General features: G+C 60.8%; 25 protein-coding genes. 16 read left to right on the top strand and 9 right to left on the bottom strand.

Features of this window, described 5'->3' with window-relative positions; translation table 11 throughout:
* The first annotated feature begins 47 nt into the window (after nucleotides 1–47).
* The 4 genes from leuS (at nucleotide 48) to H2Z84_RS03340 (ending at nucleotide 4,808) form a co-directional block, all read left to right on the top strand.
* Nucleotides 48–2,666, top strand: a complete 2,619-nt coding sequence (leuS, locus tag H2Z84_RS03355; RefSeq protein WP_181834717.1) for a leucine--tRNA ligase — start codon at nucleotides 48–50, stop codon at nucleotides 2,664–2,666.
* A 112-nt stretch (nucleotides 2,667–2,778) separates the two neighbouring features.
* The gene (locus tag H2Z84_RS03350; RefSeq protein WP_181834716.1) at nucleotides 2,779–3,339 is read left to right on the top strand and encodes an LPS-assembly lipoprotein LptE; all 561 of its coding nucleotides are present in this window, start codon (nucleotides 2,779–2,781) and stop codon (nucleotides 3,337–3,339) included.
* Nucleotides 3,320–4,324 (top strand): DNA polymerase III subunit delta, encoded by a 1,005-nt coding sequence (holA, locus tag H2Z84_RS03345; RefSeq protein ID WP_181834715.1) that lies wholly within the window; start codon nucleotides 3,320–3,322, stop codon nucleotides 4,322–4,324. Before H2Z84_RS03350 ends, holA begins: the two co-directional genes overlap by 20 nt.
* 250 nt (nucleotides 4,325–4,574) lie before the next feature.
* A complete protein-coding gene (locus H2Z84_RS03340; RefSeq protein ID WP_226034325.1) occupies nucleotides 4,575–4,808 on the top strand; it encodes a hypothetical protein in 234 nt (77 codons plus the stop codon).
* 83 nt (nucleotides 4,809–4,891) lie between these two features.
* On the opposite strand, the gene H2Z84_RS03335 is transcribed toward H2Z84_RS03340, so the two are convergent.
* Nucleotides 4,892–5,686: a lytic transglycosylase domain-containing protein gene (locus tag H2Z84_RS03335; RefSeq protein WP_181834714.1), complete on the bottom strand. Its 795-nt coding sequence runs from the start codon at nucleotides 5,684–5,686 to the stop codon at nucleotides 4,892–4,894.
* A 114-nt stretch (nucleotides 5,687–5,800) separates the two neighbouring features.
* On the opposite strand from H2Z84_RS03335, the gene H2Z84_RS03330 reads away from it, so the two are divergent.
* The 3 genes from H2Z84_RS03330 to ahpF all read left to right on the top strand — a co-directional run bounded on the left by H2Z84_RS03330 (nucleotide 5,801) and on the right by ahpF (nucleotide 8,886).
* Entirely contained in the window at nucleotides 5,801–6,193 is a 393-nt protein-coding gene (locus H2Z84_RS03330) for a YidB family protein (RefSeq protein ID WP_181834713.1), read from the top strand.
* 281 nt (nucleotides 6,194–6,474) lie between these two features.
* Complete coding sequence (ahpC, locus tag H2Z84_RS03325) at nucleotides 6,475–7,044, top strand: alkyl hydroperoxide reductase subunit C (protein WP_045845828.1); 570 nt, start codon at nucleotides 6,475–6,477, stop codon at nucleotides 7,042–7,044.
* Between the two features lie 291 nt (nucleotides 7,045–7,335).
* Complete coding sequence (ahpF, locus tag H2Z84_RS03320; protein WP_181834712.1) at nucleotides 7,336–8,886, top strand: alkyl hydroperoxide reductase subunit F; 1,551 nt, start codon at nucleotides 7,336–7,338, stop codon at nucleotides 8,884–8,886.
* A gap of 189 nt (nucleotides 8,887–9,075) precedes the next feature.
* On the opposite strand, the gene H2Z84_RS03315 is transcribed toward ahpF, so the two are convergent.
* Nucleotides 9,076–9,585 (bottom strand): YcnI family copper-binding membrane protein, encoded by a 510-nt coding sequence (locus H2Z84_RS03315; protein ID WP_181834711.1) that lies wholly within the window; start codon nucleotides 9,583–9,585, stop codon nucleotides 9,076–9,078.
* A gap of 145 nt (nucleotides 9,586–9,730) precedes the next feature.
* Between H2Z84_RS03315 and H2Z84_RS03310 the strand changes: the two genes are divergently transcribed.
* A complete protein-coding gene (locus H2Z84_RS03310) occupies nucleotides 9,731–10,180 on the top strand; it encodes a YiiD C-terminal domain-containing protein (protein ID WP_181834710.1) in 450 nt (149 codons plus the stop codon).
* A gap of 133 nt (nucleotides 10,181–10,313) precedes the next feature.
* Here the strand turns inward: H2Z84_RS03310 and rlmH are convergent, their stop codons facing one another.
* The 7 genes from rlmH to H2Z84_RS03275 form a co-directional block, all read right to left on the bottom strand.
* Entirely contained in the window at nucleotides 10,314–10,784 is a 471-nt protein-coding gene (gene rlmH / locus H2Z84_RS03305) for a 23S rRNA (pseudouridine(1915)-N(3))-methyltransferase RlmH (RefSeq protein ID WP_181834709.1), read from the bottom strand.
* A 126-nt stretch (nucleotides 10,785–10,910) separates the two neighbouring features.
* Entirely contained in the window at nucleotides 10,911–11,282 is a 372-nt protein-coding gene (gene rsfS, locus H2Z84_RS03300) for a ribosome silencing factor (protein WP_103524800.1), read from the bottom strand.
* Between the two features lie 214 nt (nucleotides 11,283–11,496).
* Nucleotides 11,497–12,141 (bottom strand): nicotinate-nucleotide adenylyltransferase, encoded by a 645-nt coding sequence (gene nadD / locus H2Z84_RS03295; protein ID WP_181834708.1) that lies wholly within the window; start codon nucleotides 12,139–12,141, stop codon nucleotides 11,497–11,499.
* The gene (locus tag H2Z84_RS03290; RefSeq protein ID WP_059285809.1) at nucleotides 12,138–12,719 is read right to left on the bottom strand and encodes a beta-class carbonic anhydrase; all 582 of its coding nucleotides are present in this window, start codon (nucleotides 12,717–12,719) and stop codon (nucleotides 12,138–12,140) included. The genes nadD and H2Z84_RS03290 overlap by 4 nt, the downstream gene beginning before the upstream one ends.
* Before the next feature lie 265 nt (nucleotides 12,720–12,984).
* The gene (locus tag H2Z84_RS03285) at nucleotides 12,985–13,431 is read right to left on the bottom strand and encodes a GNAT family N-acetyltransferase (protein ID WP_181834707.1); all 447 of its coding nucleotides are present in this window, start codon (nucleotides 13,429–13,431) and stop codon (nucleotides 12,985–12,987) included.
* A gap of 4 nt (nucleotides 13,432–13,435) precedes the next feature.
* Nucleotides 13,436–14,428 (bottom strand): DUF2804 domain-containing protein, encoded by a 993-nt coding sequence (locus tag H2Z84_RS03280; protein WP_181834706.1) that lies wholly within the window; start codon nucleotides 14,426–14,428, stop codon nucleotides 13,436–13,438.
* A gap of 33 nt (nucleotides 14,429–14,461) precedes the next feature.
* Nucleotides 14,462–15,325, bottom strand: a complete 864-nt coding sequence (locus H2Z84_RS03275) for an MBL fold metallo-hydrolase (RefSeq protein ID WP_309545430.1) — start codon at nucleotides 15,323–15,325, stop codon at nucleotides 14,462–14,464.
* Nucleotides 15,326–15,485: 160 nt separating this feature from the next.
* Between H2Z84_RS03275 and H2Z84_RS03270 the strand changes: the two genes are divergently transcribed.
* From H2Z84_RS03270 to lpdA, 8 genes are all read left to right on the top strand, one after another.
* Nucleotides 15,486–15,812, top strand: coding sequence for an ArsR/SmtB family transcription factor (locus H2Z84_RS03270; RefSeq protein ID WP_181834705.1), 327 nt, complete (start codon nucleotides 15,486–15,488; stop codon nucleotides 15,810–15,812).
* Nucleotides 15,813–15,821: 9 nt separating this feature from the next.
* Entirely contained in the window at nucleotides 15,822–16,259 is a 438-nt protein-coding gene (locus H2Z84_RS03265; protein WP_181834704.1) for a YeeE/YedE family protein, read from the top strand.
* A 2-nt stretch (nucleotides 16,260–16,261) separates the two neighbouring features.
* Nucleotides 16,262–16,681 carry a DUF6691 family protein gene (locus H2Z84_RS03260; RefSeq protein WP_181834703.1) on the top strand — a complete coding sequence of 140 codons (420 nt, stop codon included), beginning with the start codon at nucleotides 16,262–16,264 and terminating at the stop codon, nucleotides 16,679–16,681.
* The gene (locus H2Z84_RS03255; protein WP_258869274.1) at nucleotides 16,669–18,378 is read left to right on the top strand and encodes a SulP family inorganic anion transporter; all 1,710 of its coding nucleotides are present in this window, start codon (nucleotides 16,669–16,671) and stop codon (nucleotides 18,376–18,378) included. Before H2Z84_RS03260 ends, H2Z84_RS03255 begins: the two co-directional genes overlap by 13 nt.
* Before the next feature lie 136 nt (nucleotides 18,379–18,514).
* Nucleotides 18,515–19,966: a M48 family metallopeptidase gene (locus H2Z84_RS03250; RefSeq protein WP_181834702.1), complete on the top strand. Its 1,452-nt coding sequence runs from the start codon at nucleotides 18,515–18,517 to the stop codon at nucleotides 19,964–19,966.
* 304 nt (nucleotides 19,967–20,270) lie between these two features.
* The gene (gene aceE / locus H2Z84_RS03245) at nucleotides 20,271–22,934 is read left to right on the top strand and encodes a pyruvate dehydrogenase (acetyl-transferring), homodimeric type (protein ID WP_181834701.1); all 2,664 of its coding nucleotides are present in this window, start codon (nucleotides 20,271–20,273) and stop codon (nucleotides 22,932–22,934) included.
* 128 nt (nucleotides 22,935–23,062) lie between these two features.
* Nucleotides 23,063–24,703, top strand: a complete 1,641-nt coding sequence (aceF, locus tag H2Z84_RS03240) for a dihydrolipoyllysine-residue acetyltransferase (RefSeq protein ID WP_181834700.1) — start codon at nucleotides 23,063–23,065, stop codon at nucleotides 24,701–24,703.
* A gap of 92 nt (nucleotides 24,704–24,795) precedes the next feature.
* Complete coding sequence (lpdA, locus tag H2Z84_RS03235) at nucleotides 24,796–26,595, top strand: dihydrolipoyl dehydrogenase (protein ID WP_103524791.1); 1,800 nt, start codon at nucleotides 24,796–24,798, stop codon at nucleotides 26,593–26,595.
* Nucleotides 26,596–26,780 lie beyond the last annotated feature (185 nt).

Below are 26,780 nucleotides of genomic sequence, written 5' to 3'. Positions count from 1 at the left end.
GGGCAGTCCGCCCTTTTGTTTTCAAGCCATCCCAGACAAAGATCACCATGCAAGAAATTTATAGCCCGCGCGAAGTCGAAGCCGCAGCGCAACAGAAATGGCACCGTACCGCCGCCTTCAAGGCTGTGGAAGATGCCAGCCGCCCCAAGTACTACGCCTTGTCGATGTTCCCCTATCCGTCCGGCAAGCTGCACATGGGCCACGTGCGCAACTACACCATCACCGACGTGCTGGCCCGCTTCAAGCGCCTGCAGGGCTTCAACGTGCTGCAACCGATGGGCTGGGACGCCTTCGGTCTGCCGGCTGAAAATGCAGCCATGAAAAACGGCGGTGCCCCGGCCGCCTGGACCTACGCCAACATCGAATACATGAAGACCCAGCTGGACAGCCTGGGCTTTGCCCTGGACTGGGAGCGCGAGCTGGCCACCTGCAAGCCCGACTACTACCGCTGGGAGCAGTGGCTGTTTACCCGCCTGTTTGAAAAAGGCGTGATCTACAAGAAGAACGGCGTGGTGAACTGGGACCCGGTGGACCAGACCGTGCTGGCCAATGAACAAGTGGTGGATGGCCGTGGCTGGCGCTCCGGTGCCGTGGTGGAAAAGCGCGAAATCCCGATGTACTACTTCGCCATCACCAAGTACGCCGACGAACTGCTCACCAGCCTGGACACGCTGGATGGCTGGCCGGAACAGGTCAAGACCATGCAGAAGAACTGGATCGGCAAGAGCCACGGTTCCGACGTGGTGTTTGCCTACGATGAAGCCAGCATCGGCCATGCCGGCACGATGAAGGTGTACACCACCCGTCCGGACACCCTGATGGGTGCCACCTACGTGGCCGTAGCAGCGGAACACCCGCTGGCCACCCAGGCCGCGGCCAATAATCCGGCGCTGCAGGCTTTCATCGCCGAATGCAAGGCAGGCTCCGTGGCCGAGGCCGACGTGGCCAAGATGGAAAAGAAGGGCATGGACACCGGCCTGTTCGTCATCCATCCGCTCACCGGTGCCAAGCTGCCGGTATGGGTAGCCAACTATGTGCTGTGGGGTTATGGCGAAGGCGCGGTGATGGCCGTACCGGCGCATGACGAGCGTGACTTCGAATTTGCCAACAAATACCGCCTGCCACTGCTGCAAGTTTATGCCCCGGTGGCGGGTGACCATGCTTTCGATGCTACCCAGTGGCAAGACTGGTATGCCGCCAAGGACGACAGTGTACGCACCGTCAACAGTGGCAAGTACGATGGCAAATCGTTCAGCGAAGCTTTTGATGCCATCGTCGGCGATCTGGAAGCCAAGGCGGCTGGTCAGAAGAAAACCCAGTACCGCCTGCGCGACTGGGGTATCTCCCGCCAGCGCTACTGGGGCTGCCCGATCCCCATCATCCATTGCCCGACTTGCGGCGATGTACCGGTGCCGGAAAAAGACCTGCCAGTGGTGCTGCCGGAAAACGTGATTCCGGACGGTGCCGGTTCGCCGCTGGCCAAGATGCCGGAATTCTACGAAACCAGCTGCCCCAAGTGTGGCGGTGCCGCCAAGCGCGAAACCGACACCATGGATACCTTCGTGGAATCCAGCTGGTATTACGCCCGCTACGCCTCGCCCAAGTGCGATACCGCCATGCTGGACAAGGCTGCTGCCGACTACTGGCTGCAGGTTGACCAGTACGTGGGTGGTATCGAACACGCCATCCTGCACCTGCTGTACGCGCGCTTCTTCCACAAGCTGATGCGCGACGAAGGCCTGGTCTCCAGCGATGAGCCGTTCAAGAGCCTGCTGACCCAGGGCATGGTGATCTGCGAAACCTTCTATCGCGACCTGCCCAACGGCAGCAAGGACTGGATCGCCCCGCAAGACGTGGTGCTGGAGCGTGATGGCAAGGGCAAGATCACCGGCGCAACCCACCGCGTGGATGGCTTGCCGGTGGTGGTGGGCGGCGTGGAGAAAATGTCCAAGTCCAAGAACAACGGCGTGGACCCGCAGGAATTCATCGAGAAATACGGTGCCGATACCGCGCGCCTGTTCATGATGTTTGCCGCTCCGCCGGAGCAGAGCCTGGAATGGTCCGACGCTGGTGTGGAAGGTGCTTTCCGCTTCCTCAAGCGTCTGTGGAAACTGGCCAAGGAACATGCCGATGCCGGCGTGGTGACCGCCTATGCCGGTGGCGAGCTGAATGCCAGCCAGAAGGAGCTGCGCTTCAAGCTGCACAGCACCATCCAGAAAGTGGCCGACGACTATGGCCGTCGTCAGCAGTTCAACACCGCCATTGCCGCGGTGATGGAGCTGCTCAACACCTACGACAAGACCGACCGCAGCGATGCCGCCGGACGTGCCGTGGCGCAGGAAGTGCTGGAAAGCGTCACCCTGCTGCTGTCGCCCATCGTGCCGCACATCACCGATGCGGTCTGGGCGGTGCTGCGTCCGGGCAGCGAGCTGTTGGCACAAGCCTGGCCTCAAGTGGACGAGGCAGCGCTGGTGAAGAGCGAAATCGAAATGATGGTGCAGGTGGCCGGCAAGCTGCGTGGCAGCATCACCGTGGCGGCCGATGCCGCCAAGGATGCGATTGAAGCCGCCGCTCTAGCGCATGAGAACGTACAGAAGTTCATGGAAGGCAAACCGGCCAAGAAGATCATCGTGGTGCCGGGCCGACTGGTGAACATCGTCGTGTAATGGCAAACCGGCCCCGACCATGGCGGGGCCGCAAACAACCCGGGCCGGTTCGGACCAGATTCCCCACCACAGGGGATGGGCTGATCCGGCTTTTCCTTACGGAGAAACAGGAATGACCCGAACCCTGCACTGGCTGGTGCTCACTGGCGTCGTACTCTTGCTCAGCGCCTGCGGTTTTCATCTCAAGGGCATGGGTAGCAGCAGTCGCCCGCTGCCCTTCAGCAGCGTTTATGTGGAAGAGGGCAGTGCCCAACTGGGGCCCTTGCTGCGCGAAACCCTGTTGCGTAATGACAAAGTAGTGATGTTGTCCTCGCCCAAGCAGGCCGAGGCCGTGGTCAACGTGCTGCGTGAAAACCAGTCGAAAGAAGTGTCCACCATCAACAGCGGCGGCAAGGTTAACGAGTACTTGCTGAGCTACAGCGCCACGGTGCGCACGGTAATTGGCGGCTCGCCCATCGAGCCGGACATGCAGGTGTCGGTGCGTCGTTACATGAATTATTCGGATAGCGACGTGCTAGGCAAGGAGCAGGAAGAAAACCTGCTGTGGGCCGATATCCGCCGCGATGCAGCCGAGCAGATCACGCGCCGGCTGGCCTATATCAAGCGCCCGGCCGCCATGGGCACGACTGGCCCGCAAAGCCTGAAGCCTGCCAATGCCCAGCCTAAGCCCTGATGCGCTGGAGACGGTGCTGGCCAAGGGCTTGGTGCCGCTCTACCTGATTCATGGTGAAGAGACGCTGCTGGCGCTGGAAGCGGCCGACAGCTTGCGTACGCATGCCCGTGCGCAAGGCTATCAGGAGCGCGAAGTGCTGACGGTGGAGGCGGGTTTCGACTGGTCGCAACTGCGTGATGCCATGAGCAGCGTTTCGCTGTTTGCCTCGCTCAAGCTGCTGGAAATCCGCATCCCCGGTGGCAAGCCGGGTAATGAAGGCGCAGAAGCCCTGCAACAGCTGGCGGCCAACCCGCCGCAAGACACCATCACCCTGCTTACCCTGCCACGGCTGGAAAAGACCCAGCTGCAATCCAAGTGGTATCTCGCGCTGGAAAAAGCCGCCGTGGTGGTGGAAGCCAAACCGGTGGGGCGTCACGAGCTGGGCAGCTGGATTGCCCGCCGCATGAAACGCCAGCAGCAGCAACTGTCGGGTGAGGCGCTGACTTTCTTTGCCGACCGGGTGGAGGGCAATCTGCTGGCTGCCCGTCAGGAAGTCGACAAGCTGGCCTTGCTCTACCCGACGGGCGAGTTGACGCTGGAACAGCTGCGCGAGGCGGTGGCCAATGTCGCGCGCTTTGATGTGTTCCATCTGTCCGAGTCCTGGCTGTCCGGCGATGCCGCCCGCGTGCAACGCATGCTGGAAGGCCTGCTGGCAGAAGGCGAATCGCCGGTGCTGGTATTGTGGTCCTTTACCGAAGATGTACGCATGCTGCTGCGCTTGCGGCAGGGCCTGAAGGATGGGCGGCAGTTGCGCGATATGGCGCGTGAATTGCGCCTGTGGGGCGACAAGCAGCGGCTGGCCGAGCCAGCCCTGCGCCGGATCGGCCCACGCAAACTGATGACGGCCTTGTCCGAGTGCGCCCGGATTGATCAGCAGATCAAGGGCGTGGCGGCCGGCGACCCCTGGCATTCCCTGCGTGGCCTGGCGCTGTTGTTAGCGACATGATGCAGAAAAAACACAGTAATTTTAAATGGTCAGCTTGCGCTGGCCATTTTTTTTTAAATTGAATCGGAATTTATGTGGCTGTTATTTAAATTTCTTTTAATCAACTATTGAGATTGCAAAAGACCTGCCCTATGATTAAGGAGAAGTTAATTCATTTTAAACAATAATAGTTTTAGAAAAAGACGCTATGCAAGACGAGGGAGTCAGAAGTGCAACACCTGCGGGCGAAAGCAGAACCCGCAGCAAAGTCGTGTTGGTGGAAATCATTCACCAGGCGCTGGAGGTTCTGCTGACGGCAGAAGAAGCACGTTTGGTGCACTGGGATGGCCGCATCTTGCGTATACACAAGCTGTCCTCGCGCAAGGCCAACCAGATTCTGCATGCGCCAGATGCCTATCCGGGCTTGCTGGGGGTATTCGACCATCGCGCACACTATCGCGATCTGGCCGAGCCGCTGGGAGAGATTCTGGGCATCCAGCTGTAATGCCGCCGTGGCGGCCATGATCGATTCAAACCATGCAAAAAGGCCTTCGCAGGAAGGCCTTTGTCATGTCATGAACTTGCCTCTCACAGTGCAGAGGCTGTTGTCCCGGACAGGGTGGCGGGCAGGATGACTGCCCTGACACGGGTCTTGCCAGCGCTGTTGCGCAGGCTGTTCTGATAGGCAAGACCACCGCGTTTTTCGTAAGAAGCCAGCACCTTGGCGACATAGTCACGGGTTTCTTCATACGGCGGAATGGTATTGCGATACTTCTGCACCGCGCCTTCACCCGCATTGTAGGCGGCGATAGCCAGCGGCAGATCGTTGTTGAACTGGGCCAGCAGGAAGCGCAGATAGCGTGCGCCGGCCCGCAGGTTTTGCCGGGGGTCGCTCAATTCGGTCACGCCAAAGCGCTCGCCAGTCGCCGGGATCACCTGCATCAGACCCACGGCGCCCTTGGGAGATAGCGCTTGCGGGTTGTAACCGGATTCGACGGTGACGATGGAGTGCAGCAGATTGGCATCCAGCTTGAACTCGCGTGCAGTCTGGTCGATCAGATGCTTGTACTGGGAAGCCAGTTTGGTGTTGTAAGCCGGCGCGTTCACGCTTTTCAGGCCATCGACACGTGCTGCTGCTGGTGCGGGCAAGCGGTTGTCACTACTCAGGGTGGCACCCAGGCCGGGCGTGGTGGCATCGTCCAGTGCCGCATTGCTGCTGGCGCCGGACTGCAGGCTTTTCTGGTAGAGCTGATAGCGCTCGTCCAGCTGGCGGTTGGCAAGGTGAACCTGGCCCTGTTCGTCCACAAAACCATAAAGATCAGCGTGTACGCTGCTGCTGGCAAAGCAGGCCAGCCAGGCCAGGAAAATGGTGATGAATCGCATTTTGATGAAGAGCAGCCCGTATGTGTTTGGGTTTAATGCGCTATTGTACTGATTTTTCTATGCTATTTTGCAAGTAAAGTTTTCTGAAGACATTTTAAACCGAAAGGACTAAGCATGAGCCTGTTTGATCAACTGGGTGGTTTGCTGGGTGGCGAAGGTGGTGGCGTGGCGGCTGCCGTCGGTGAACTGATGCAACAGCAGGGTGGCCTGTCTGGCCTGGTGGAGAAGTTCAACAGTGGCGGCATGAGTGAGCTGGTGTCGTCCTGGGTGGGGACCGGAGGCAACCTGCCGGTGTCGGCCGAGCAGATCCAGCAGGTACTGGGCAATGAGCAGGTAACGGCACTGGCGGGTAAGTTCGGTCTGGACCCGCAACAGCTCAGCCAGGGGCTGGCTGAATACCTGCCACAAGCTGTGGACAAGCTGACGCCGGATGGCCAGTTGCCGCAGGGGGGTGATCTGCTGTCGCAGGGCCTGGGCATGCTGCAGGGCTTTTTTAACAAAAGCTGAATAAACTGAGTGATGCGATAGAAAAAGCCGCCATTTTTGGCGGCTTTTCTTATTTTACTGTGGCAAGCAGGCCACAGTGCTACGAGGAGCATCGTGCTGAGCCAGCAGAATCAATACGGGCAGGCAGCGAATTGCCTTGGTCTGAATGTTGATAGGAAAATTCTATTTTTAACATTTAAACAATCAAGTGGATCAATTGATACGGGCTGCTTAAGATGCGTACATCGAATGCAAACGCAGCAAACCACTGCATTTTCTTATTTCACCGACTGGAGAAAAACATGTCCGTATCGCTGATCAATACCGAAGTCAAACCGTTCAAGGCTACTGCTTTTCACAATGGCAAATTCATCGACGTCAGCGACGCCGACCTGAAGGGCAAGTGGTCGGTAGTGTTCTTCTACCCGGCTGACTTCACCTTCGTCTGCCCGACCGAACTGGGCGACCTGGCTGACAACTACGCCGAATTCTCCAAGCTGGGCGTGGAAATCTACTCGGTATCCACCGACACCCACTTCACCCACAAGGCCTGGCACGACAGCTCGGAAACCATCGGCAAGATCAACTACCCGATGATTGGCGACCCGACCGGCATCATCAGCCGCAACTTCGGCGTGATGATCGAAGAAGCTGGCCTGGCCGAGCGCGGCACTTTCGTGATCGACCCGCAAGGCAAGATCCAGATCATCGAAATCAACGCTGGTGGCATCGGCCGTGACGCCAGCGAACTGCTGCGCAAGGTAAAGGCTGCCCAGTACGTGGCCAGCCACCCGGGTGAAGTATGCCCGGCCAAGTGGAAAGAAGGCGAAGCGACGCTGGCTCCTTCTCTGGATCTGGTTGGCAAGATCTAAGAACCAACTCATGGTCTGCTGCGCTAGTTAAATATGGGGCGATACTGCGTTAAAAACGCCTTCGAAATGCTCATTTACTCCATGTAAATTCCGCTTTCTCAGTCGTTTTCGCCTTGTCTCGCTCTAGCTCGCGAGACCCTGAACAGGCTCTTCGCCCACCATGGTGCCGTGCCGCGTACTGCGGTACGGCCTCCGGGCCGCAGCCAGCGGCCCGTCTCCCTACTACCCGATTGCAGCGGCAAGCTGTTGGCAGCACATGAGCTTGCCAGTGCAATTGCCTGAGGACTTCCCATGCTCGACACCACCATCAAAACCCAACTGACCGCCTACCTGGAAAAACTGCAGCAGCCGATCGAATTGGTTGCCAGCCTGGATGACAGCGCCAAGGCGCAGGAAATGTTCAGCCTGTTGCAAGACATTGCCAGCCTGTCGCCCAAGGTGACGCTGAACAGCAATGGCCAGGCTGCGCGTCGCCCGTCGTTTGCCATTGCCCGTCCGGGTGAGGCGGGGCGTATCGAGTTTGCCGGTATCCCGATGGGCCACGAATTCACCTCGCTGGTGCTGGCCCTGCTGCAAACCGGTGGCCATCCGCCCAAGGTGGACGAGGACACCATCGCCCAGATTCGAGGCCTGCAAGGCAGCTACCAGTTTGAAGTGTTTGTCTCGCTCAGCTGCCACAACTGTCCGGACGTGGTGCAGGCCGTCAACCTGATGGCGGTGCTCAACCCCAATGTGCGCAGCGTGATGATTGATGGTGGCGTGTTCCAGCAGGAAGTCACCGACCGCCAGATCATGGGCGTGCCGGCCATTTATCTGAATGGCGAACAGTTTGGCAGTGGCCGCATGGGCCTGGAAGAAATCATCGCCAAGCTGGATACCGGTGCCGTGGCGCGTGAAGCGGAAAAGATTGCCGCCAAAGAGCCGTTCGACGTGCTGATCGTCGGTGGCGGCCCGGCCGGCGCTGCTGCCGCCATCTATGCCGCCCGCAAGGGTATACGTACTGGTGTGGTGGCCGAGCGTTTTGGTGGCCAGGTACTGGATACGCTGGCGATTGAAAACTTCATCTCGGTGCAGGAAACCGAAGGGCCGAAGCTGGCCATGGCGCTGGAGCAGCACGTCAAATCCTACGATGTGGACGTGATGAACCTGCAACGCGCTGCTGCGCTCAAGCCAGCACAAAACGGCCAGCTGGCCGAGGTGACGCTGGAAAGCGGTGCCGTACTCAAGAGCAAGGCGGTGATTGTGGCCACCGGTGCGCGCTGGCGTGAAATGAATGTGCCGGGCGAAGCCGAATACCGCGCCAAGGGCGTGGCCTATTGCCCGCACTGCGATGGTCCGCTGTTCAAGGGCAAGCGCGTGGCGGTGATTGGTGGCGGTAATTCCGGCGTGGAGGCAGCCATCGACCTGGCTGGCATTGTTACCCACGTTACCCTGCTGGAGTTTGGCGATAGCCTGCGTGCCGATGCGGTACTACAGAAGAAGCTGTACAGCCTGCCCAATGTCCGCGTCATCACCAATGCCCAGACCACCGAAGTGACTGGCGATGGCCAAAAGGTAAATGGCCTGCGCTATCAGGAGCGCATCACCGGTGAAAACCATCATGTGGCACTGGAAGGCATCTTCGTGCAGATCGGACTGCTGCCCAATACCGATTGGCTGAAAGGCAGTGTTGCCCTGTCGCCGCGAGGCGAGATCGAAGTGGATGCCAGAGGCCAGACGTCGGCCGAGGGGGTGTTTGCTGCCGGTGATGCCACCACGGCTCCGTACAAGCAGATCATCATCGCCATGGGCGAGGGTGCCAAAGCCAGTCTGTCGGCTTTTGATCACCTGATCCGTAGCTAAAATCCGTCGTATTCAGGCAAAAATCCCCTTGTGTCCGCAGTGGACGCAAGGGGATTTTGTCATTGCTGGCGCGTGCTCCGGCATGTGCCTTGGCACGGCTAACAAGAGCGTAGCATCCCTGGGGCAAGGCACGCCGATGCAGGCCGTATCAGGGGTACAACGCCGCAACAGGTTTTTTGTTAGCGGTGCTTAGTGGTGGTGCGCTTCACCCTGCTCGGTCACCTGCAACACGGCCGCTGGGGATTTCAGGCTATGCGCATCCTGGCCGGCCGCTGGAATTTCCACCCAGCTGGTACTGCCCTGGGCGCATTGCTGCGTCACCTTGAAAAACAGCTTGCCGGGCTTGGCGGCAATGCGGGTCTGGAATACGAATTCATCGTAAAAATCTGCCGGCAGATTGCCACCGCTCCAGCTGATACGGCTGACATCTTCCTTGAGCAGCGTGCCGTAGTTATCAAAGGGTTTTACCGCGCTCTTGGTAACTTGAACCTGCCAGCCGGCCTTGGGCATGGGGCGGGCCAGTTGGGCACCTTCCGGCAGTTCCACGCTGATGCCGGTGGTGGGGCTGCCGTCGCAACCATGGCCTACCTTCAGCACGGCCTTGTAATAGCTGCCGCTGGCGGCGCTGGGGGTTTCCAGGGTGACGTGGGCTTGGGCCGCGCTGGACAGCAGCAGGGCGAGGATGGCGAGCTTTTGCATGACGTATTTATGAATAAGAATGGTTATCAATACTATATTGTACGTGAAATCCATGCCATCGCCCTGCGACATGTTGTCGCAGCCATTGCTGCCGGCCCTGGCCGGCTGTGGCATGCTGGTGCTTCTTTGCAGGAAAGGAATTGTCGTGCAGGACTACCAGGACATTGAGGACTATCTGTATCAGGCCATCCCGCTGGCACAGGCGATGGCGGTGAAAGTACGCCATGCCGACGAGGATGCCATCACCCTGGCGGCTCCGCTGGAGCCGAACATCAATCATTGCGCCACGGTATTTGGTGGCAGTGCGGCAGCCGTGGCCACGCTCGCCGGCTGGCTGCTGGTATATCGCAAGTTGCAAGTGCTGGGGGTGCGCGGTCAGGTGATGGTGCGGCGCAGCCAGATGGATTACCAGAAAGCCATGCACGGTGCTTTCACTGCCACCACCTTGCCTGTGGCCGCCACAGCATGGCAGCGCATGGCGGCCACGCTGGCCAAGGGGCGCATGGCCCGGCTGCAATTGACGGTAGAACTGGAGTGCGGCGCAGTGACGGCCGGACGGCTGGATGGCGAGTTCGTGGTGCTGCCGCCCAACTGAGTGCAGCAGATAAGGGACCTGGAACCGCTAACAAAACCTCGTAGAGAACCCGGGACAAGACCCACCGCCGCAGACAGTCCATGGCGTATGGCAAGGCGGCGCAACGCTGGAGCGGGGGATTTGTTATCGGGTCTTATTCGCGGTGGTAGGGGTGGTTGTTGAGGATGGAGTAGGCGCGGTAGATCTGCTCGCCCAGCATCACCCGCACCATGCCGTGCGGCAGCGTCATGGCGGATAATTGCAACAGCACGTCGGCGCGCTGCTTGAGTTCGGCGGACAGGCCGTCGGCCCCACCAATGATGAAACAGACATCATCGCCACCCGCCATCCATTCTTTCAGCCCGGCAGCCAGGCGCACCGAGGTCCAGTTCTGGCCGCGCTCATCCATCACCACCAGCTTGCAGCGGGCAGGGATGGCGGCCATCAGTCTGTCGTGCTCGGCGGCAATGCCTTTTTCCGTCGTGACGCCACCACCGCGTTTTTCCGGTTTGATTTCTTTGAGTTCCAGGCTGATGTCGCGGCCAAAGCGTTTGGCGTAGTCGTTATACGCTTCGTCGACCCAGCGCGGCATCTTGGTGCCGACGGCAAGAATGGTGATTTTCATGGCAATGCTTCAGAGCGCAGTAGGCAGCAGGGGCATGACGCTGCCTGCGATGGGGAAAACGGAGGTTGGCGACAGACGGGGCGGGTGCCACTCGTCTGTCGCGCCTGATGCAGCCTGGACGGCCTATCAGGTATTGGCTTGCCACGGACGACCGCCAACCGGGGTAAAGCTCGGCTTCTGGCCGCCCCACAGTTGTTCCAGGTCGTAGTAGTCGCGTACCGCCGGCAGCATGACGTGAACCACCACGTCACCGGCGTCTACCAGCACCCATTCGCCGCTTTCGTGGCCTTCGGTGCCAACCAGATCAACGCCGGCTTCCTTCAGGGTCACCGCCACGTTGTTGGCCAGTGCCTTGACCTGGCGATTGGAGTCGCCGGTAGCCACGATCATGCGCTGAAACAGCGATGTCAGCGCGGAAGTGTCCATTTCGATGATGTCTTTGCCCTTGATGTCTTCCAGGGCGGTAAGTGCCAGTTTGGCAATGTCTTGAACTTCCATGATGTCCTTTGATGTCGGTGGCGATACGTGGCGGCAGCTTGGCGGCCAGAGGTATCTGGTAAAGATCGTTTACCGCAACGTGCGGCAAAAACGGGCAGGGGCCGCGACCTGAGGCGGGCGGCCCGGCCGGCAGTATTGGTGCCGGCACTGGAAAACCGTTGCGCGCTGCCGGTGCAACAGTGTGCGGCGGGCAGGCGTGGAACGGCTTCTTGCTTCAGAGATATAGCCGGTGCTGGCGAATATAATCTAGTACCGGTGCGCAAAGCAGATGCTCGACGCTGGCTCCGCTATGCAGGCGGTGGCGTATCTCGGTGGCCGAGACATCCAGCGGCGGCAGGGCCAGGGGGCGCATTGTACCGGAAGGCGCGCCATTTGAAAAATCAGTGACTTGGCGCGCCTGCCATTGTGTGCGCACTGCGGCGGGAAGACGGGCGGCATCGAAGCCGGGGCGCAGTGCCACGGCGATGTTGGCCAGTTCGAATAATTGCTCCCAGCGCCGCCAGGTATGCAGGCTGGCCAGCGAGTCGCCACCGATCAGCCACCATAGTGCTGGGTCGGGGCCGATTTCGGCACGGATTTCCTGCAGGGTGTCGATGGTATAGGCGGGCTTGTTGCGTTGTACTTCACGCGGGTCGACGGTCAGACCGGGCTGGCCGTCGATTGCCAGTTGTGCCATTTCCAGCCGCTGTTGCGGGCTGGCATGGGTACCGTGCTGGCGATGGTAGGGTTGGCCGGCGGGGATCAGCCGCACTTCGGCCAGCCGCAATTCCTGGCGAAAAGCCTGCGCCATGCGCAGGTGGGCGGCGTGGATAGGATCGAAAGTGCCGCCAAACAGTCCCAGCGCAGCCGTTTGCGTCATTCTTGTACGGGTGGCTTGCCGGTGTAGCCGTCGATGATCAGTTCCAGCCGGCCGGTGGATGGATGAATCACCATGCCGTGGATGGGAATGTCCTTGGGCATCAGCGGGTGATTGCGGATGGTCTGCACACTGTGGCGTACGCTGTCGGACACGTTGTCAAAGCCCTTGAGCCAGTTGTCCAGATCAATGCCGGCATTGCGCAGGGTGTGGATGGTATCTTCGCTGATGCCGCGCTCGGTGGCGTGGGTCAGAATCTTGTTGGGATCAATGGCGCGCATGCCGCAATCACGGTGGGCCACCACGCAGATTTCCTCGGCACGCAGTTCGTAGACCGCCACAATCAGCGAGCGCATGACCGAACCCCAAGGATGGGTGATCAGTGCGCCGGCGTTCTTGATCAGCTTGGCATCGCCGTTTTTCAGGCCCATGGCCTTGGGCAGCAGCTCGACCAGGCGGGCATCCATGCAGGCGAGGACGGCAAGGCCTTTATCGGGAAATTTGTCGGTTTTGAATTGTTCGTACTCGCGGTTTTCGACGAAGCTCCGATTGTGCTCGAGAATGGTATTCAGCACACCCATGCGCGTAATCTCCTGGCTGAGGTTAGATTGAGTGCTCTAATCGGGGCGCCATGCTAACACGGAGTCAGCAGCGAAGAAGGGGTATTTCGCCATGGCACCCGGCTCGACAGCGCGGCTATGGTAGACCAGATTCAGGCGGGAAAGCCAACTTTGTTGCCCTGCGGCATCCGGCCGGCGCAGTCTGATTTGCAAAGAGTTTTTCCCGTTAAAACAGGTAAAGCCAAGTCAGGATGCAGCCGGCAAGGCGCAGGTTTGCGCGGGGGGGCTAGCTGTTGTCGTCGAGTTGCTTGCGGAAGGTATTTTGGGCATTGCTGAGCTGGTAGCCCTGATTCTGGTAGAAGTCCGGCGCTTCTTCGCGGTGGATGGTGGAGCGCAGCGTGACGGTAGTGGCACCCTTGGCCAGCGCCCAGCGTTCGGCCACATGGACCAGGGCGCGGCCGGCACCGCGTCGTCGCCAGCGCAGGCCCACCGCCAGCCCGCCGATTTCCACTGCCGCTGGTGCTTCCAGCAGTGGCCGCCAGAAAGCATGCAGCCAGCCGGCCACTTCGCCTTCGATTTCAGCAACCCACAGCTGGTGCAGATCAGGGCTGCCCAGCAGCATGGTCAGCCGGTTGCCCAGGGCTTCCACTCCAGAGGGGTAGCCCATCTCGGCGGTGAGTGCGGTCAGGGCCGGTACATCCTGGTAGTTAGCCGGCCGGATAATGATGGTCATGGTGTTACCAACGTGCGTAATGGTCTTCGGTGACGCCTGTCAGCGCCTGCACCACATGGCGCGTACCGCTGAGCGGATCAGTCAGGTAGCCGTCGAAACGGCCTATAGCTTGAATATAACGGCTACTGGCGATCAGAAGGTTCTGATTTTTTGCCCGCATGCCTTCCGGGGTGAACTGCAATTCCAGCAAACCGTCGCGGCTGCGCAGTTGCCAGGGTTGTAGCGGCTGTTGCGGACCGAATGTGAATTCAACTGCAGACAGCGGGTATAGCTTGCCCTGTAGCCAGCAGGCATTTTCTGCTTCCCCCATATAACCCTGTTGCAGATTGAAGCCCAGCCCGCTGCTGTGGGCGCTGGCCCAACGCCAGTCAGTGCGGCGTGCCAACAGGCCATTGGAGTAATCCAGGCTGGCGACGGCACCATCCAGCGAAAAGCGCTGGCCCTGGCAATCGGCAAAGCCGCTGACCGCCAGGGCGGTGGATTTGTGGGTGGAGTGGGCCAACCAGTTGGCTGGGCCAATGGCAGCCAGTACGGGTGGCATCGGGTCGAGCCCGACGTGAGCGGCCAGCCGTAACTGGGGTGAGCTGACTTCCACCGCCAGGCGGCTGCCTTGACGCTCAAAGCGCACGGTCAATTCCCTGCCGGCAAAGCGGGCGTCGGCAAATGGCTGGTCGGCGAGCTGTGCACCATGCTGGGGAAAACTGTCGGCGGCGACATCGGCCAGGATACGGCCCTGGCGACGGTCAAACAGATAGGCAAAGGCCGCTGCGGTCCAGCCCACATCCACTACGGCCAAGCCGATAACGTAATCGGCATGTGTCAGCGCCAGATATTGCCAGCGCTTGTGGCGCAGTGGCCGCAGCAGCCGCTGCCAGCGCGTCATCGGCAGGGCTCGCCAGTCGTGCTGGGCGATGCAGCCCTGGTAGCGGCCATGCTGTGGCTGGCCCTGGCTATCAAGCAGACTCGGTGGTGCGGCGGGAAGGGCAGACCAGCTCATGCGGATGACCGTGGCTTAAACACTTGTTCGAGTCTACAGCATATCCAGCGGTATTTTCAGGTAACGCACGCCATTGTTTTCTGCTGCGGGCAACTGTCCGGCGCGGATGTTGACCTGGATGGCCGGCAAGATCAGCTGTGGCATGTCCAGCGTGGCATCGCGTGCCTGACGCAAGGCGACGAATTCGCTTTGGCTGATGCCCGCATGCAGGTGGATATTGTGCTGTTTCTGTTCGGCCACGGTGCTTTGCCAGGCGATGGGGCGTGGCTGTGGCGGATAGTCGTGGCACATCAACAGGCGGGTGTCATCCGGCAGCGTCAGCAATTTTTGCACCGATTGATAGAGCATGGCAGCATCGCCGCCGGGAAAGTCGCAGCGGGCGCTGCCGACATCCGGCATGAACAGGGTGTCACCGACAAACACCATGTCACCGATCTGGTAGGCCATGTCGGCCGGAGTATGGCCGGGTACGAACACAGCCCTAGCCGTGAGCTGGCCGATATGGAAGACCTCGCCATCTGCGAACAGGTGATCAAACTGGCTGCCGTCGCAGGTGAAGTCCTCGCCCAGGTTGAAGACGCCTTTGAACAGCTGCTGGACCTGGGTAATCCCCTCGCCAATGGCCATGCGACCACCCGCCTGCTGTTGCAGCCAGGCGGCTGCCGACAGATGATCGGCATGGGCATGGGTTTCCAGAATCCACTGCAGGCTAAGATGCTGCTGCCGGATAAAATCCAGTACGCGCCCGGCGGATCCGTGGGCGATGCGTCCGGATTTGGCGTCATAGTCCAGCACCGGGTCGATGATGGCAGCGTGGCCTCCCGGCTGGTCGTACACCACATGGGAAATGGTGGCGGTTCCGGGGTCGAAGAAGGAAGCGAGCTGTGGCTGCAGCATGGTGAACTCCGCAACAGGATGGGATGGGTGATAGGCCGGTATGGCTGGCACTATCGCACACTGCGCAACATTATACTATAATGTATATTATAAAAATAAGCCGGTATCAGCCAGCGTTGCATAGCGCACAACGGCCGGGCCGGTAGTCGGGACGGTGACAATGGATTTGAGCATATTGCGTGATAACGCCAGCCGGGCTGCCGCCCTGCTGAAGAGTCTGGCCAACGAAGACCGGCTGATGCTGTTATGCCAGCTGGTGGATGGTGAGAAGACGGTTTCCGAACTGGAAAAACTCACCGGTATCCGCCAGCCCACCTTGTCGCAGCAGCTGGGCGTGCTGCGCAACGAGGGGCTGGTGGCAACCCGACGCGAAGGCAAATGGATTTATTACAGCATCGCCAGCGCCGAGGCCATGATCATGCTGTCGGCGTTGCATGGCGTGTTTTGTGGTGACGGTACGGATGATGGATCTTCCGCGGCACATTGAGGAGAAAGCGTGCAGATAGCCTGGGATAGCTTTACCCCGTTCGCTTCGCTGGCTGGCGGGCTGCTGATTGGGCTGGCCGCCAGCTGGCTGGTGCTGATGAATGGCCGCATTGCCGGCATCAGCGGCATGCTGGGTGGCTTGGTGGACCGGGCCGGTGACTGGCCGCTGCGGCTGGCTTTCGTGCTGGGGCTGATCGCGGCACCTCTGGCCTGGCGTGGGCTGATCGGCCCACTGCCGCTGCCTCAGCTGGGCACACCATTGCCGCTGCTGTTGCTGGCCGGGCTGCTGGTGGGGATTGGCACCAGGCTGGCTGCCGGTTGCACCAGTGGCCACGGGGTATGCGGGCTGTCACGTCTGTCGCCGCGCTCCCTGGTCGCCACGCTCAGCTTCATGGGCAGTGCCGGGGTGACCGTATTTGTGATGCGTCATCTGTTGGGGTGGAGCTGAACATGGCCAAGTTACTGTCTGCACTGATCGCCGGCCTGTTGTTCGGCTTGGGCCTGCTGTTGTCCGGCATGAGTAATCCGGCCAAGGTACTGGGTTTTCTCGATGTGACTGGCCGCTGGGATCCCAGCCTGGCACTGGTGATGGCGGGTGCCATTGCCGTGGCGTTTTTTGCTTTTCGCCGGGCCGAGGGCAAAACCCACGCCTTGCTGGGTGACCCGCTGCAGTTACCCGACAAAAGCCGGCTGACGCTGCGGCTGGTGTTGGGCAGCGTGCTGTTCGGCATCGGGTGGGGGCTGGCTGGCATCTGTCCAGGGCCTGGCCTGGTGCTGGCCGGCATGGCGCTGCCCGCTGGCTGGTGGTTTGTGGCAGCCATGCTGCTGGGCATGTTGTTGTTTCGCCCGCTGTCGCGATGCCTGCCCTGAGCCGGCTATTGCCGGACTGGCTCCGCGACTATCGCCGGGTCTGGCTGGCGGGTGATATTACCGCTGGTGTGGTGGTGACCCTGCTGCTGGTGCCGCAGAGTCTGGCTTATGCCCTGCTTGCCGGCCTGCCGGTGGAGGCCGGTTTGTACGCCAGCGTGGCACCGCTGTTGGTATATGCCTTTATTGGTCGTAGCCCGGCACAGTCGGTCGGCCCGATGGCGCTGACCTCGCTGCTGACTGCCGCCACCTTGTCGCGCTTTGCCGATGCCGGCGCCACCGACTATCTGGTCCTGGCGGTATGGCTGGCGCTGCTCTCCGGCCTGATGTTGCTGGCCATGGGGCTGGCGCGGCTGGGCTTTATCGCCGATCTGTTGTCCGAGCCGGTACTGGCTGCCTTCACCACCGCCTCTGCCTTGTTAATCATCCTGTCGCAGCTGGCCCCTTTGGCTGGCTTGCATAATCCCGGCAACTCCCTGCCGCAATGGCTGGTGGGCATGTGGCATCAGCCAGTCTCGTGGCAACCAGCTGCGCTGTTGGTGGGCCTGCTGGCCCTGGCTTGGCTGCTGCTGGTGCGGCGCTGGGGAGGCCGTCTGCTGCAAAGGCTGGGCCTGTCCGCCGACGCTGCCGGCGTACTGGTACGTACCGCGCCGGTAGTGGCCATGCTGGCTGGCATCCTGCTGCTGCCAGCATCGCTGCAGGTGCCGGTGGTCGGCCCGGTGCCGGCCGGCCTGCCGCGGCTGGTACTGCCTGCCATCGCGCTGGAGCAACTGGCCGACCTGGCCTTACCGGCCTTCTTCATTGCCCTCATCAACTATCTGCAGAGCCTGTCGGTGGCGCAGCTGCTGGCTGCGCGCACTCAGGACCGCGTCGACCCCGACCGCGAACTGGTGGCGCTGGGCCTGTGCAATATCGCGGCCGGGCTGGTGGGTGGCTTCCCGGTGACCGGCGGGCTGAGCCGTTCGGTGGTCAACGCCGAGGCCGGTGCCCGTTCCCAGCTGGCCTCGCTGCTGACCGCCACCGGCATGCTGCTGGTGATGTGTCTGGCCACTTCCGCGCTGGAACACCTGCCTCTGCCGGTGCTGGCCGCCACTATCATTGCGGCGTTGCTGGCCATGCTGGATATCGGCAGCCTGCGTCGTGCCTGGCTGACCGAGCGCGCCGATGCCGTGGCCTGGCTGCTGACCTTTGCGCTGGTGCTGTTGCTGGGCGTGGATAGCGGCATCATGGCCGGGGTGCTGGTGTCGCTGGCGACACTGTTGTGGCGCAGCAGCCGGCCACATATTGCCGAGCTGGGGCGGTTGCCTGGTACTCATCATTTTCGCAACTGCCAGCGTCACGCGGTGGAAACCCTGCCCGGCGTGCTGCTGCTGCGGGTGGATGAGAGCCTGTATTTCGGCAATGCCCGCCAGGTTGGCACGATCTTGCTGCAGAGAGCCGGGCAGACGCCCCACTTGCGACAGCTGGTGCTGGTGATGAGTGCGGTCAACCGGGTGGATACCACCGCCTTGTCCATGCTGGAGAGTCTGGACCAGCGTTTGCAGCAGGTCGGGGTGGTGCTGCATCTGGCCGAAATCAAGGGCCCAGTGGCGGATATCCTGCAACGCAGCGGACTGGGGCAGCGCTTTGCCGGCCGGGTGTATCTGTCGACACAGGTGGCCTGGCAAAGTCTGGCAGGCCTGCCGGATTATCATATCTAAACAATTCTCCTGGCATGATCCTGCCGCATGGCGCTGGTCCGCACGGTGCGGGGCAGCTATGCTGTGGCTGTTTCTGGCGCTGGCTACTTTCCCGGCCGGCATGCAACCAAATCGACGCTGCCCGCTCACATCAAAGATGAAAACAACCCTGCTGGCCAGCCTGTTGGCCATGACCCTGCTGCAACCGCTGGCAGCCTATGCCGATCTGCCTTCCCTGCCTGATCTGGGTGAAATATCCGATGCGTCCTTGTCGATGGCCGACGAAGCCCGTATCGGCCGCGATTTCATGCGCGCCATGCGCGATGCCGGCGATGTGGTGGAGGATGCCGAGGTCAACGACTACATCAATGTCCTGGGACACCGGCTGTCGGCAGCAGTACGCATGCCGGGTTTGCAACTCACCTATTTTGTCGTCAACGACAAGCAGATCAACGCCTTTGCCATGCCCGGCGGCTATGTCGGCATCAATAGCGGGCTGCTGGTGGGTACCCAGAGCGAGGGTGAACTGGCTTCGGTAGTGGGGCATGAAACTGCCCACGTCACCCAGCGCCATATCGCGCGCATGAAGGCTGCCAGCGATGCCACCAGCCCCTTGTTGCTGCTGGGGACCGTACTGGCAGCGGTACTGGCGTCGCGAGCCGGTGGTAGCCAGGCCTCCATCGGCACTCTGTCCGCCGGTTTGGGCTTGCAGATATCCAACCAGCTGTCATTCTCGCGCGATTTCGAACGTGAAGCTGACCGTGTCGGCATGCAATACCTGGCCCAGGGCGGCTTCGACGTGCGCGCCATGCCTGCCTTCTTCCAACGGCTGGATGCCGCCAACCGCTACAGCGACAACAACGCCTATGCCTTTCTGCGCACTCATCCGGTAACTTCACAGCGTATCAGCGAGGCGCAGAACCGCGCACTGGAGTACCCGGTGAAAATGAAGGCGGACAGCACTGCCTACCTGCTGGTGCGGGAAAAACTGCGTGTCATGGCAATGTCGCCGGACGAAGCGGTGCGCTATTACCAGACCATGCTGGAAAAAGGTCAGTATCTCAACGAGGGGGCCGCGTGGTACGGCATGTCGCGCGCGCAACTGGCCAACCACCAGTTGCCGGCCGCACGCAGTGCATTGGTCAAGGCGCAAAGCCGCTTGCCGGCTGATCCCATGCTATTTGGGCAGGAATCGGCCATCGCCCGTGAGGGCGGAGACTGGAGCACTGCCCTGGCCAGCCTGCGGCGTGGGCAGGCGCAGTTCAAAGACAGCCAGCCCTTGCAATTGGCCGAGCTGGATGTCCTTATAGATAGTGGCAACCGCACGGCCGCACTGGCATTGCTGCGCCAGCTGCAAAGCCGCTATCCGCGCGAGGCCGCGCTGTACCGCAGCGAGGCCAGGCTGTTTGCAGACAAGGATGCCCAGCGTTATCACGCGGCCCTGGGTAATGCCTTCTACTTCGAGCGGCGCTACGAGGCCGCTCTGGAGCAGTTCCAGTTTGCTGCGCAAGCCAAGGGCGATGACTTTTATCTGCGTTCTTCCATCGAAGCGCGGATGCGCGAAGTTGAAAAAATGCTGAAAGAAGAAAAGAAGGACTCGGGGAAGTAAACGGGAGTTGCGACTGTATGACACCGTATCGCAAAAAAACAACATGATGCAGCGCAATATACTGATAAACGGAGCAAATATTGAGTGATAACCCTAATTGCCTATTCCGTTGTCGCCTCCTGAAACTATACACTCCGCAACACCAGAAGAGCTTTTCATAAATGAACATTTTTATTGCGAAAGTGATCGTTTATAATCTGTCTCCAACGAGTCCGGTTCGTTTTTTCGTTTTCGATCCGGTAACACAATAAAGTGGGCATGGACTTGATCCCTGCCCCGGTCACCCCCGATGTGAGGATGAGATATGGCTGCAACCTTCCCTGACGATATCGATCCCCTGGAAACCCAGGAGTGGACTGAAGCGCTGGAGTCGGTTCTGGATACCGAAGGTTCCGAGCGTGCGCATTTCCTGTTGGAAAACCTGGTCGAGCGTACCCGCCGCCGCGGCGCTTACCTGCCCTTCGACGCGACCACCGCGTACCAGAACACCATCCCGGTAGGCAAAGAACAGAAATCCCCCGGTAATCACGAGATGGAGCACCGCATCCGCTCCATCAACCGCTGGAACGCCGCCGCACTGGTACTGCGAGCTGGCAAGAAAAACCTGGAACTGGGCGGCCATATCGCCAGCTTCCAATCCTCCGCCACCCTGTACGACGTGGGTTTCAACCACTTCTGGCGTGCCCCGAATGACGAGCAGGACGGCGATCTGATCTACTTCCAGGGCCATATTGCTCCGGGCGTGTATTCCCGCGCCTTCCTGGAGGGCCGCCTGTCCGAAGCGCAGCTGGACAGCTTCCGTCAGGAGGTGGATGGCGATGGCCTGTCTTCCTACCCGCACCCGTGGTTGATGGATGACTTCTGGCAGTTCCCCACCGTTTCCATGGGTCTTGGCCCGCTGATGGCCATCTATCAGGCCCGCTTCCTCAAGTACCTGGAAAGCCGTGGCCTGGCCCGCACGCCGGGTCGCAAGGTATGGTGCTTCTGCGGCGACGGCGAGATGGACGAGCCGGAATCCCTGGGTGCCATCTCCATGGCCGCCCGCGAAGGCCTGGATAACCTGATCTTCGTCATCAACTGCAACCTGCAGCGCCTGGACGGCCCGGTACGCGGCAATGGCAAGATCATCCAGGAACTGGAAGGCGACTTCCGTGGTTCCGGCTGGAATGTGCTGAAAGTGATCTGGGGCAGCCGCTGGGATCCGCTGCTGGCCATGGATACCAAGGGCCTGCTCAAGAAGCGCATGAACGAATGCGTGGATGGCGACTACCAGACCTTCAAATCCAAGGACGGTGCCTACGTTCGCGAACACTTCTTCGGCAAGTATCCGGAGCTGCGCGAAATGGTGGCCAATATGTCCGATGACGAAATCTGGGCACTGAACCGTGGCGGTCACGATCCGCACAAGGTCTACGCCGCTTACCACGAGGCTACCCACAACGCCAACGGTCGTCCGACCGTGATCCTGGCCAAGACCATCAAGGGCTATGGCATGGGTTCCTCGGGTGAAGCGCAGAATATTGCCCACCAGGCCAAGAAGATGGATATCGAAAGCCTGCGCAAATTCCGCGACCGCTTTGGTATTCCGGTATCCGATGCCGACCTGCCGAACGTACCGTACTACAAGCCGGCCGAAGACAGCCCGGAAATGAAGTACATGCGCGAACGCCGCGCCGCGCTGGGTGGCTATCTGCCGGCCCGCAAGCCGGTGAAGGCTCCGCTGGCCATTCCGGGTCTGCACGTGTTCGACAGCCAGCTGGGTGATTCGGGCGAGCGCGAGTTCTCCACCACCATGGCCTTCGTGCGCATGCTGGGCACCCTGCTGAAAGACAAGAACATCAGCAAGCAGATCGTCCCGATCGTGCCGGATGAATCCCGCACCTTCGGTATGGAAGGCATGTTCCGTCAGTACGGCATCTGGTCCACCCAGGGTCAGAACTACGTACCGCAAGATGCCGACCAGCTGATGTTCTACAAGGAATCCAAGGACGGCCAGATGCTGCAGGAAGGCATCAACGAGCCGGGCGCGATGTCCTCGTGGATTGCCGCAGCCACCAGCTACGCCAACCACGGCATCCCGATGATTCCGTTCTACATCTACTACTCGATGTTCGGTTTCCAGCGTATTGGCGACCTGGCCTGGGCTGCTGGCGACATGCGCGCCCGTGGCTTCATGCTGGGCGGCACTGCCGGCCGTACCACGCTGAACGGTGAAGGCCTGCAGCACGAAGACGGTCACAGCCACATCCAGGCTGGCCTGATCCCCAACTGCGTGTCCTACGACCCGACCTTCGCCTACGAGCTGGCAGTCATCCTGCAAGATGGCCTGCGCCGCATGTATGGCGAGCAGGAAGACGTGTTCTATTACATCACCCTGATGAACGAGAACTACACCCACCCGGCCATGCCGCAAGGCGCCGAGCAGGGCATCATCAAGGGCATATACCTGCTGAAGGACGGCGGCGACGCCAAGGTGAAGGTACAGCTGATGGGTTCCGGCACCATCCTGCGTGAAGTGATGGCCGCTGCCGACCTGCTGCGCAACGATTTCGGCATCGCTTCCGACATCTGGAGCGTGACTTCCTTCAACGAACTGCGTCGCGACGGCATGGAAGCTTCCCGCTTCAACCTGCTGCACCCGACCGAAGCTGCCCGCAAGTCCTTTGTCGAGCAGCAGCTGGAAGGCCGCAGCGGTCCGGTGATTGCCGCTACCGACTACATCCGCAACTACGCCGACCAGATCCGCGAATACGTACCGGGTCGCTATGTGGTACTGGGCACCGATGGTTTCGGCCGCTCCGACAGCCGCGCCAAGCTGCGCGAGTTCTTCGAAGTGGATCGTCACTACGTTGCCGTGGCTGCCCTGTCCGCCCTGGCCCGCGAAGGCAAGATCGAAGCAGCCAAGGTGGCCGAAGCGATCGCCAAGTACGGCATCAAGGCTGACAAGCTGCCTTCCTGGAAGGCATGAGGCCGGGCCGGATACGGCCAAGCTTGAGGTAGGGAGTCCGCAGTGCAGCAGCGCGGCGGACTCCGCAACGTAGCCGAATATCGGCGGGGGTGCCGCACCGGTGCCGCCGCCCTACGGATGGAAAGCTCATGAGCAATCTGATCGAACTGAAAGTGCCCGACATCGGTGGGCACAGCAATGTAGACATTATCGAAGTGTTCATCACCGCCGGTCAGACCGTGGCGGTGGACGACTCGCTGATCACCCTGGAAACCGACAAGGCCACCATGGAAGTTCCAGCCGAAGCGGCTGGTGTGGTCAAGGAAGTGAAGGCCGTGCTTGGCGGCAAGATTTCCGAGGGCGACGTCATCGCCATCATCGAAGTGGCTGCCAGTGCAGCTGCTCCGGCAACGGCCGCTGCTGTAGCTGCTCCTGTTGCAGCCCCGGTTGCGGCTGTTGCTGCCGCGCCTGCCGCTGTGCCTGCCGCCCCGGCAGCCAGTGGTCGTATCGATATCGTGGTGCCGGATATCGGCGGCCACAATGGTGTGGATGTGATCGAAGTCTCGGTCAAGGTAGGCGATGTCATCAGCGTGGACGACTCGCTGATCACGCTGGAAACCGACAAGGCCACCATGGAAGTGCCGGCCACTGCTGCGGGCAAGGTGCTTGAAGTCAAGGTTGCCGTTGGCAGCAAGGTAAGCCAGGGTGACCTGATCGTGGTAGTGGAAGGCACTGTTGCCGCTGCCGCTGCACCGGTGGCCGCACCTGCTGCAGCACCGGCTCCGGCTCCGGCTGCTGCGCCTGCTCCGGCTGCCGCCGCAGCCCCTGTTGCCGCCAGCGCCAGCCTGCCGGCCATCAACGAAGCCAGCTTCTCCAAATCTCACGCCGGCCCGTCGGTTCGCCGTCTGGCACGTGAGCTGGGTGTGGACCTGGGCCGGGTCAAGGGCACGGGTCGCAAGGGTCGCATCATCGATGCCGACGTGAAGGCCTTTGTGAAGGGTGTGCTGCAAAACCCGGTGGCTGCTGCGCCGGCTGCTGCGGGTGGTTCCGGTGTGGGTCTGGACCTGCTGCCGTGGCCAAAGGTGGACTTCGCCAAGTTCGGCCCGATCGAAACCAAGCCGCTGTCGCGCATCCAGAAGATTTCCGGTGCCAACCTCAGCCGCAACTGGGTGATGATCCCGCACGTGACGTTCAACGACGAGTGCGACATCACCGAGCTGGAAGACTTCCGCAAGACTATCGGCAAGGAATGGGAAAAGTCCGGCCTGAAGATTTCGCCGCTGGCCTTCATCATCAAGGCCGCTGCTGAAGCGCTCAAGGCTTTCCCCAATTTCAACAGCTCGCTGGATGGCGACAACCTGGTGCTCAAGCAGTACTACCACATCGGTTTTGCCGCTGATACGCCGAATGGCCTGGTGGTGCCGGTGATCAAGGATGCCGACAAGAAGGGCCTGAAGCAGATCGCCCAGGAGCTGACCAATCTGTCCGCGCTGGCGCGAGACGGCAAGCTCAAGCCGACCGACATGCAAGGCGCCACCTTCACCATCTCCAGCCTGGGCGGCATTGGTGGCAGCGGCTTTACCCCGATTGTGAATGCGCCGGAAGTGGCCATCCTGGGTGTGTGCAAGAGCCAGATCAAGCCAGTATGGAATGGCAAGGAATTTGCCCCGCGCCTGATGTGCCCGCTGTCGCTGTCCTTCGATCACCGCGTGATCGACGGTGCTGCCGCTGCACGCTTTACCGTGTATCTGGGCAAGCTGCTGTCCGACGTGCGTCGCCTGATCCTCTGATGATCGGGTCGGACGGGTCCCTGTGGCCCGTCCACGTCTGCCGAACACTGGTGCGGCCCGCGTGCGGGCCCGCGCCCAACGGATGAAAAGCCATGAGCAATCTGATTGAACTGAAAGTCCCGGATATCGGCGGCCACAGCAATGTGGACGTGATCGAAGTCTTTGTGAAACCGGGCGATGTGGTGAGCAAGGACGACAGCCTCATCACGCTGGAAACCGACAAGGCCACCATGGAAGTGCCGGCGGAAACCGCTGGCGTGGTGAAGGAAGTCAAAGTGGCCGTAGGTAGCAAGGTGAGCGAAGGCGACGTGATCGTCATCGTCGAAGCCGCTGCCGCCGCCAGCGCTGCCCCGGCAGAAGCCAAGCCGCTGGAAACCACCGGCGTGGCCTCTGCCCATACCGATGCCGGTTTCGCCCCGCAAGCAGCTCCAGTCGCCGCCAGCCATGGCGGTGGTGCCGATATCGAATGCGACGTGATGGTACTGGGCGGTGGCCCTGGCGGCTATTCCGCGGCCTTCCGCGCGGCCGACCTTGGCCAGAAAGTGGTCATCGTCGAGCGTTACTCCACCCTGGGTGGCGTGTGCCTGAATGTGGGCTGCATTCCGTCCAAGGCCCTGTTGCACAATGCCGCAGTGATCGACGAAGTCAGCCATCTGGCGGCCAACGGCATCAAGTTCGGCAAGCCGGAAGTGGATATTGATCTGCTGCGCGGCTACAAGGAAAAGGTCATCGGCAAGCTGACCGGTGGCCTGGCCGGCATGGCCAAGGCGCGCAAGGTGCAGATCGTGCGCGGTAATGGCCGTTTCATCGACCCGCATCATCTGGAAGTGTCGGTGACTACCGGCAACGGCCGTGAAGAATCCGGCGAGAAAACCATCGTCAAGTTCAGCAATGCCATCATCGCCGCCGGTTCGCGCGTGGTGAAACTGCCGTTCATCCCGGATGATCCGCGTGTGGTGGACTCCACCGGCGCACTGGAACTGAAAGCCGTACCGGAAAAAATGCTGATCATCGGTGGCGGCATCATCGGTCTGGAAATGGGTACGGTGTATTCCACGCTGGGTGCACGCCTGGACGTGGTGGAAATGCTGGACGGTCTGATGCAGGGTGCCGATCGTGACCTGGTCAAGGTATGGCAGAAGTGGAATGCCCACCGCTTCGACAACATCATGCTCAACACCAAGACCGTGGCTGTCGAGCCGAAGGAAGACGGTGTTTACGTCACTTTCGAGGGTGAACAGGCCCCGAAAGAACCGCAACGCTACGACCTGGTGCTGTACGCCACCGGCCGTGCGCCGAACGGCAAGCTGCTGGCCGCGGAAAACGCTGGCGTGGCGGTGACCGACCGTGGCTTCATCCCGGTGGACAAGCAACAGCGCACCAATGTGCCGCATATCTACGCCATCGGCGACATCGTCGGTCAGCCTATGCTGGCACACAAGGGTGTGCATGAGGGCCACGTGGCGGCGGAAAACTGCGCCGGTCACAAGGCCTTCTTCGATGCCCGCGTGATTCCGGGCGTGGCCTATACCGATCCGGAAGTGGCTTGGGTGGGCATGACCGAAGACGAAGCCAAGAAGCAGGGTATCAAGGTGGAGAAATCCGTCTTCCCATGGGCGGCTTCCGGTCGCGCCATTGCCAACGGTCGTGATGAAGGCTTCACCAAGCTGATTTTCGATCCGGCTACCCACCAGGTGATCGGTGGCGGCATTGTCGGCCCACATGCCGGCGACATGATTGGTGAAATCTGTCTGGCGATTGAAATGGGCTGCGATGCCGAAGACATCGCCAAGACCATTCACCCGCACCCGACCATGGGCGAATCCATCGGCATGGCTGCCGAAGTGTTCGAAGGTAGCTGCACCGACTTGCCGCCGCAGCGCAAGAAGTAAGTGACCGGTCCCGGCAACCTTGCCGGGCTGGTGTACTGCAGTGACGGCCCGCATTAGCGGGCCGTGTCGTATCTCTCTCAGTCTTGTGGCGGAACCTTCCGCCTTTTTTTACGGCTGTCAGTCAGGTATATGCTCGGCTGCCGGTAGCGCAGCTACCGACATTCCTCGCCAGAGTGAACCAGTTT

The organism is Aquitalea aquatica (assembly GCF_013911085.1).
Lineage (GTDB): Bacteria > Pseudomonadota > Gammaproteobacteria > Burkholderiales > Chromobacteriaceae > Aquitalea > Aquitalea aquatica.
Note: the sequence above shows the minus strand (reverse complement) of the source record. Positions and strands in the feature narration are given on the sequence as shown.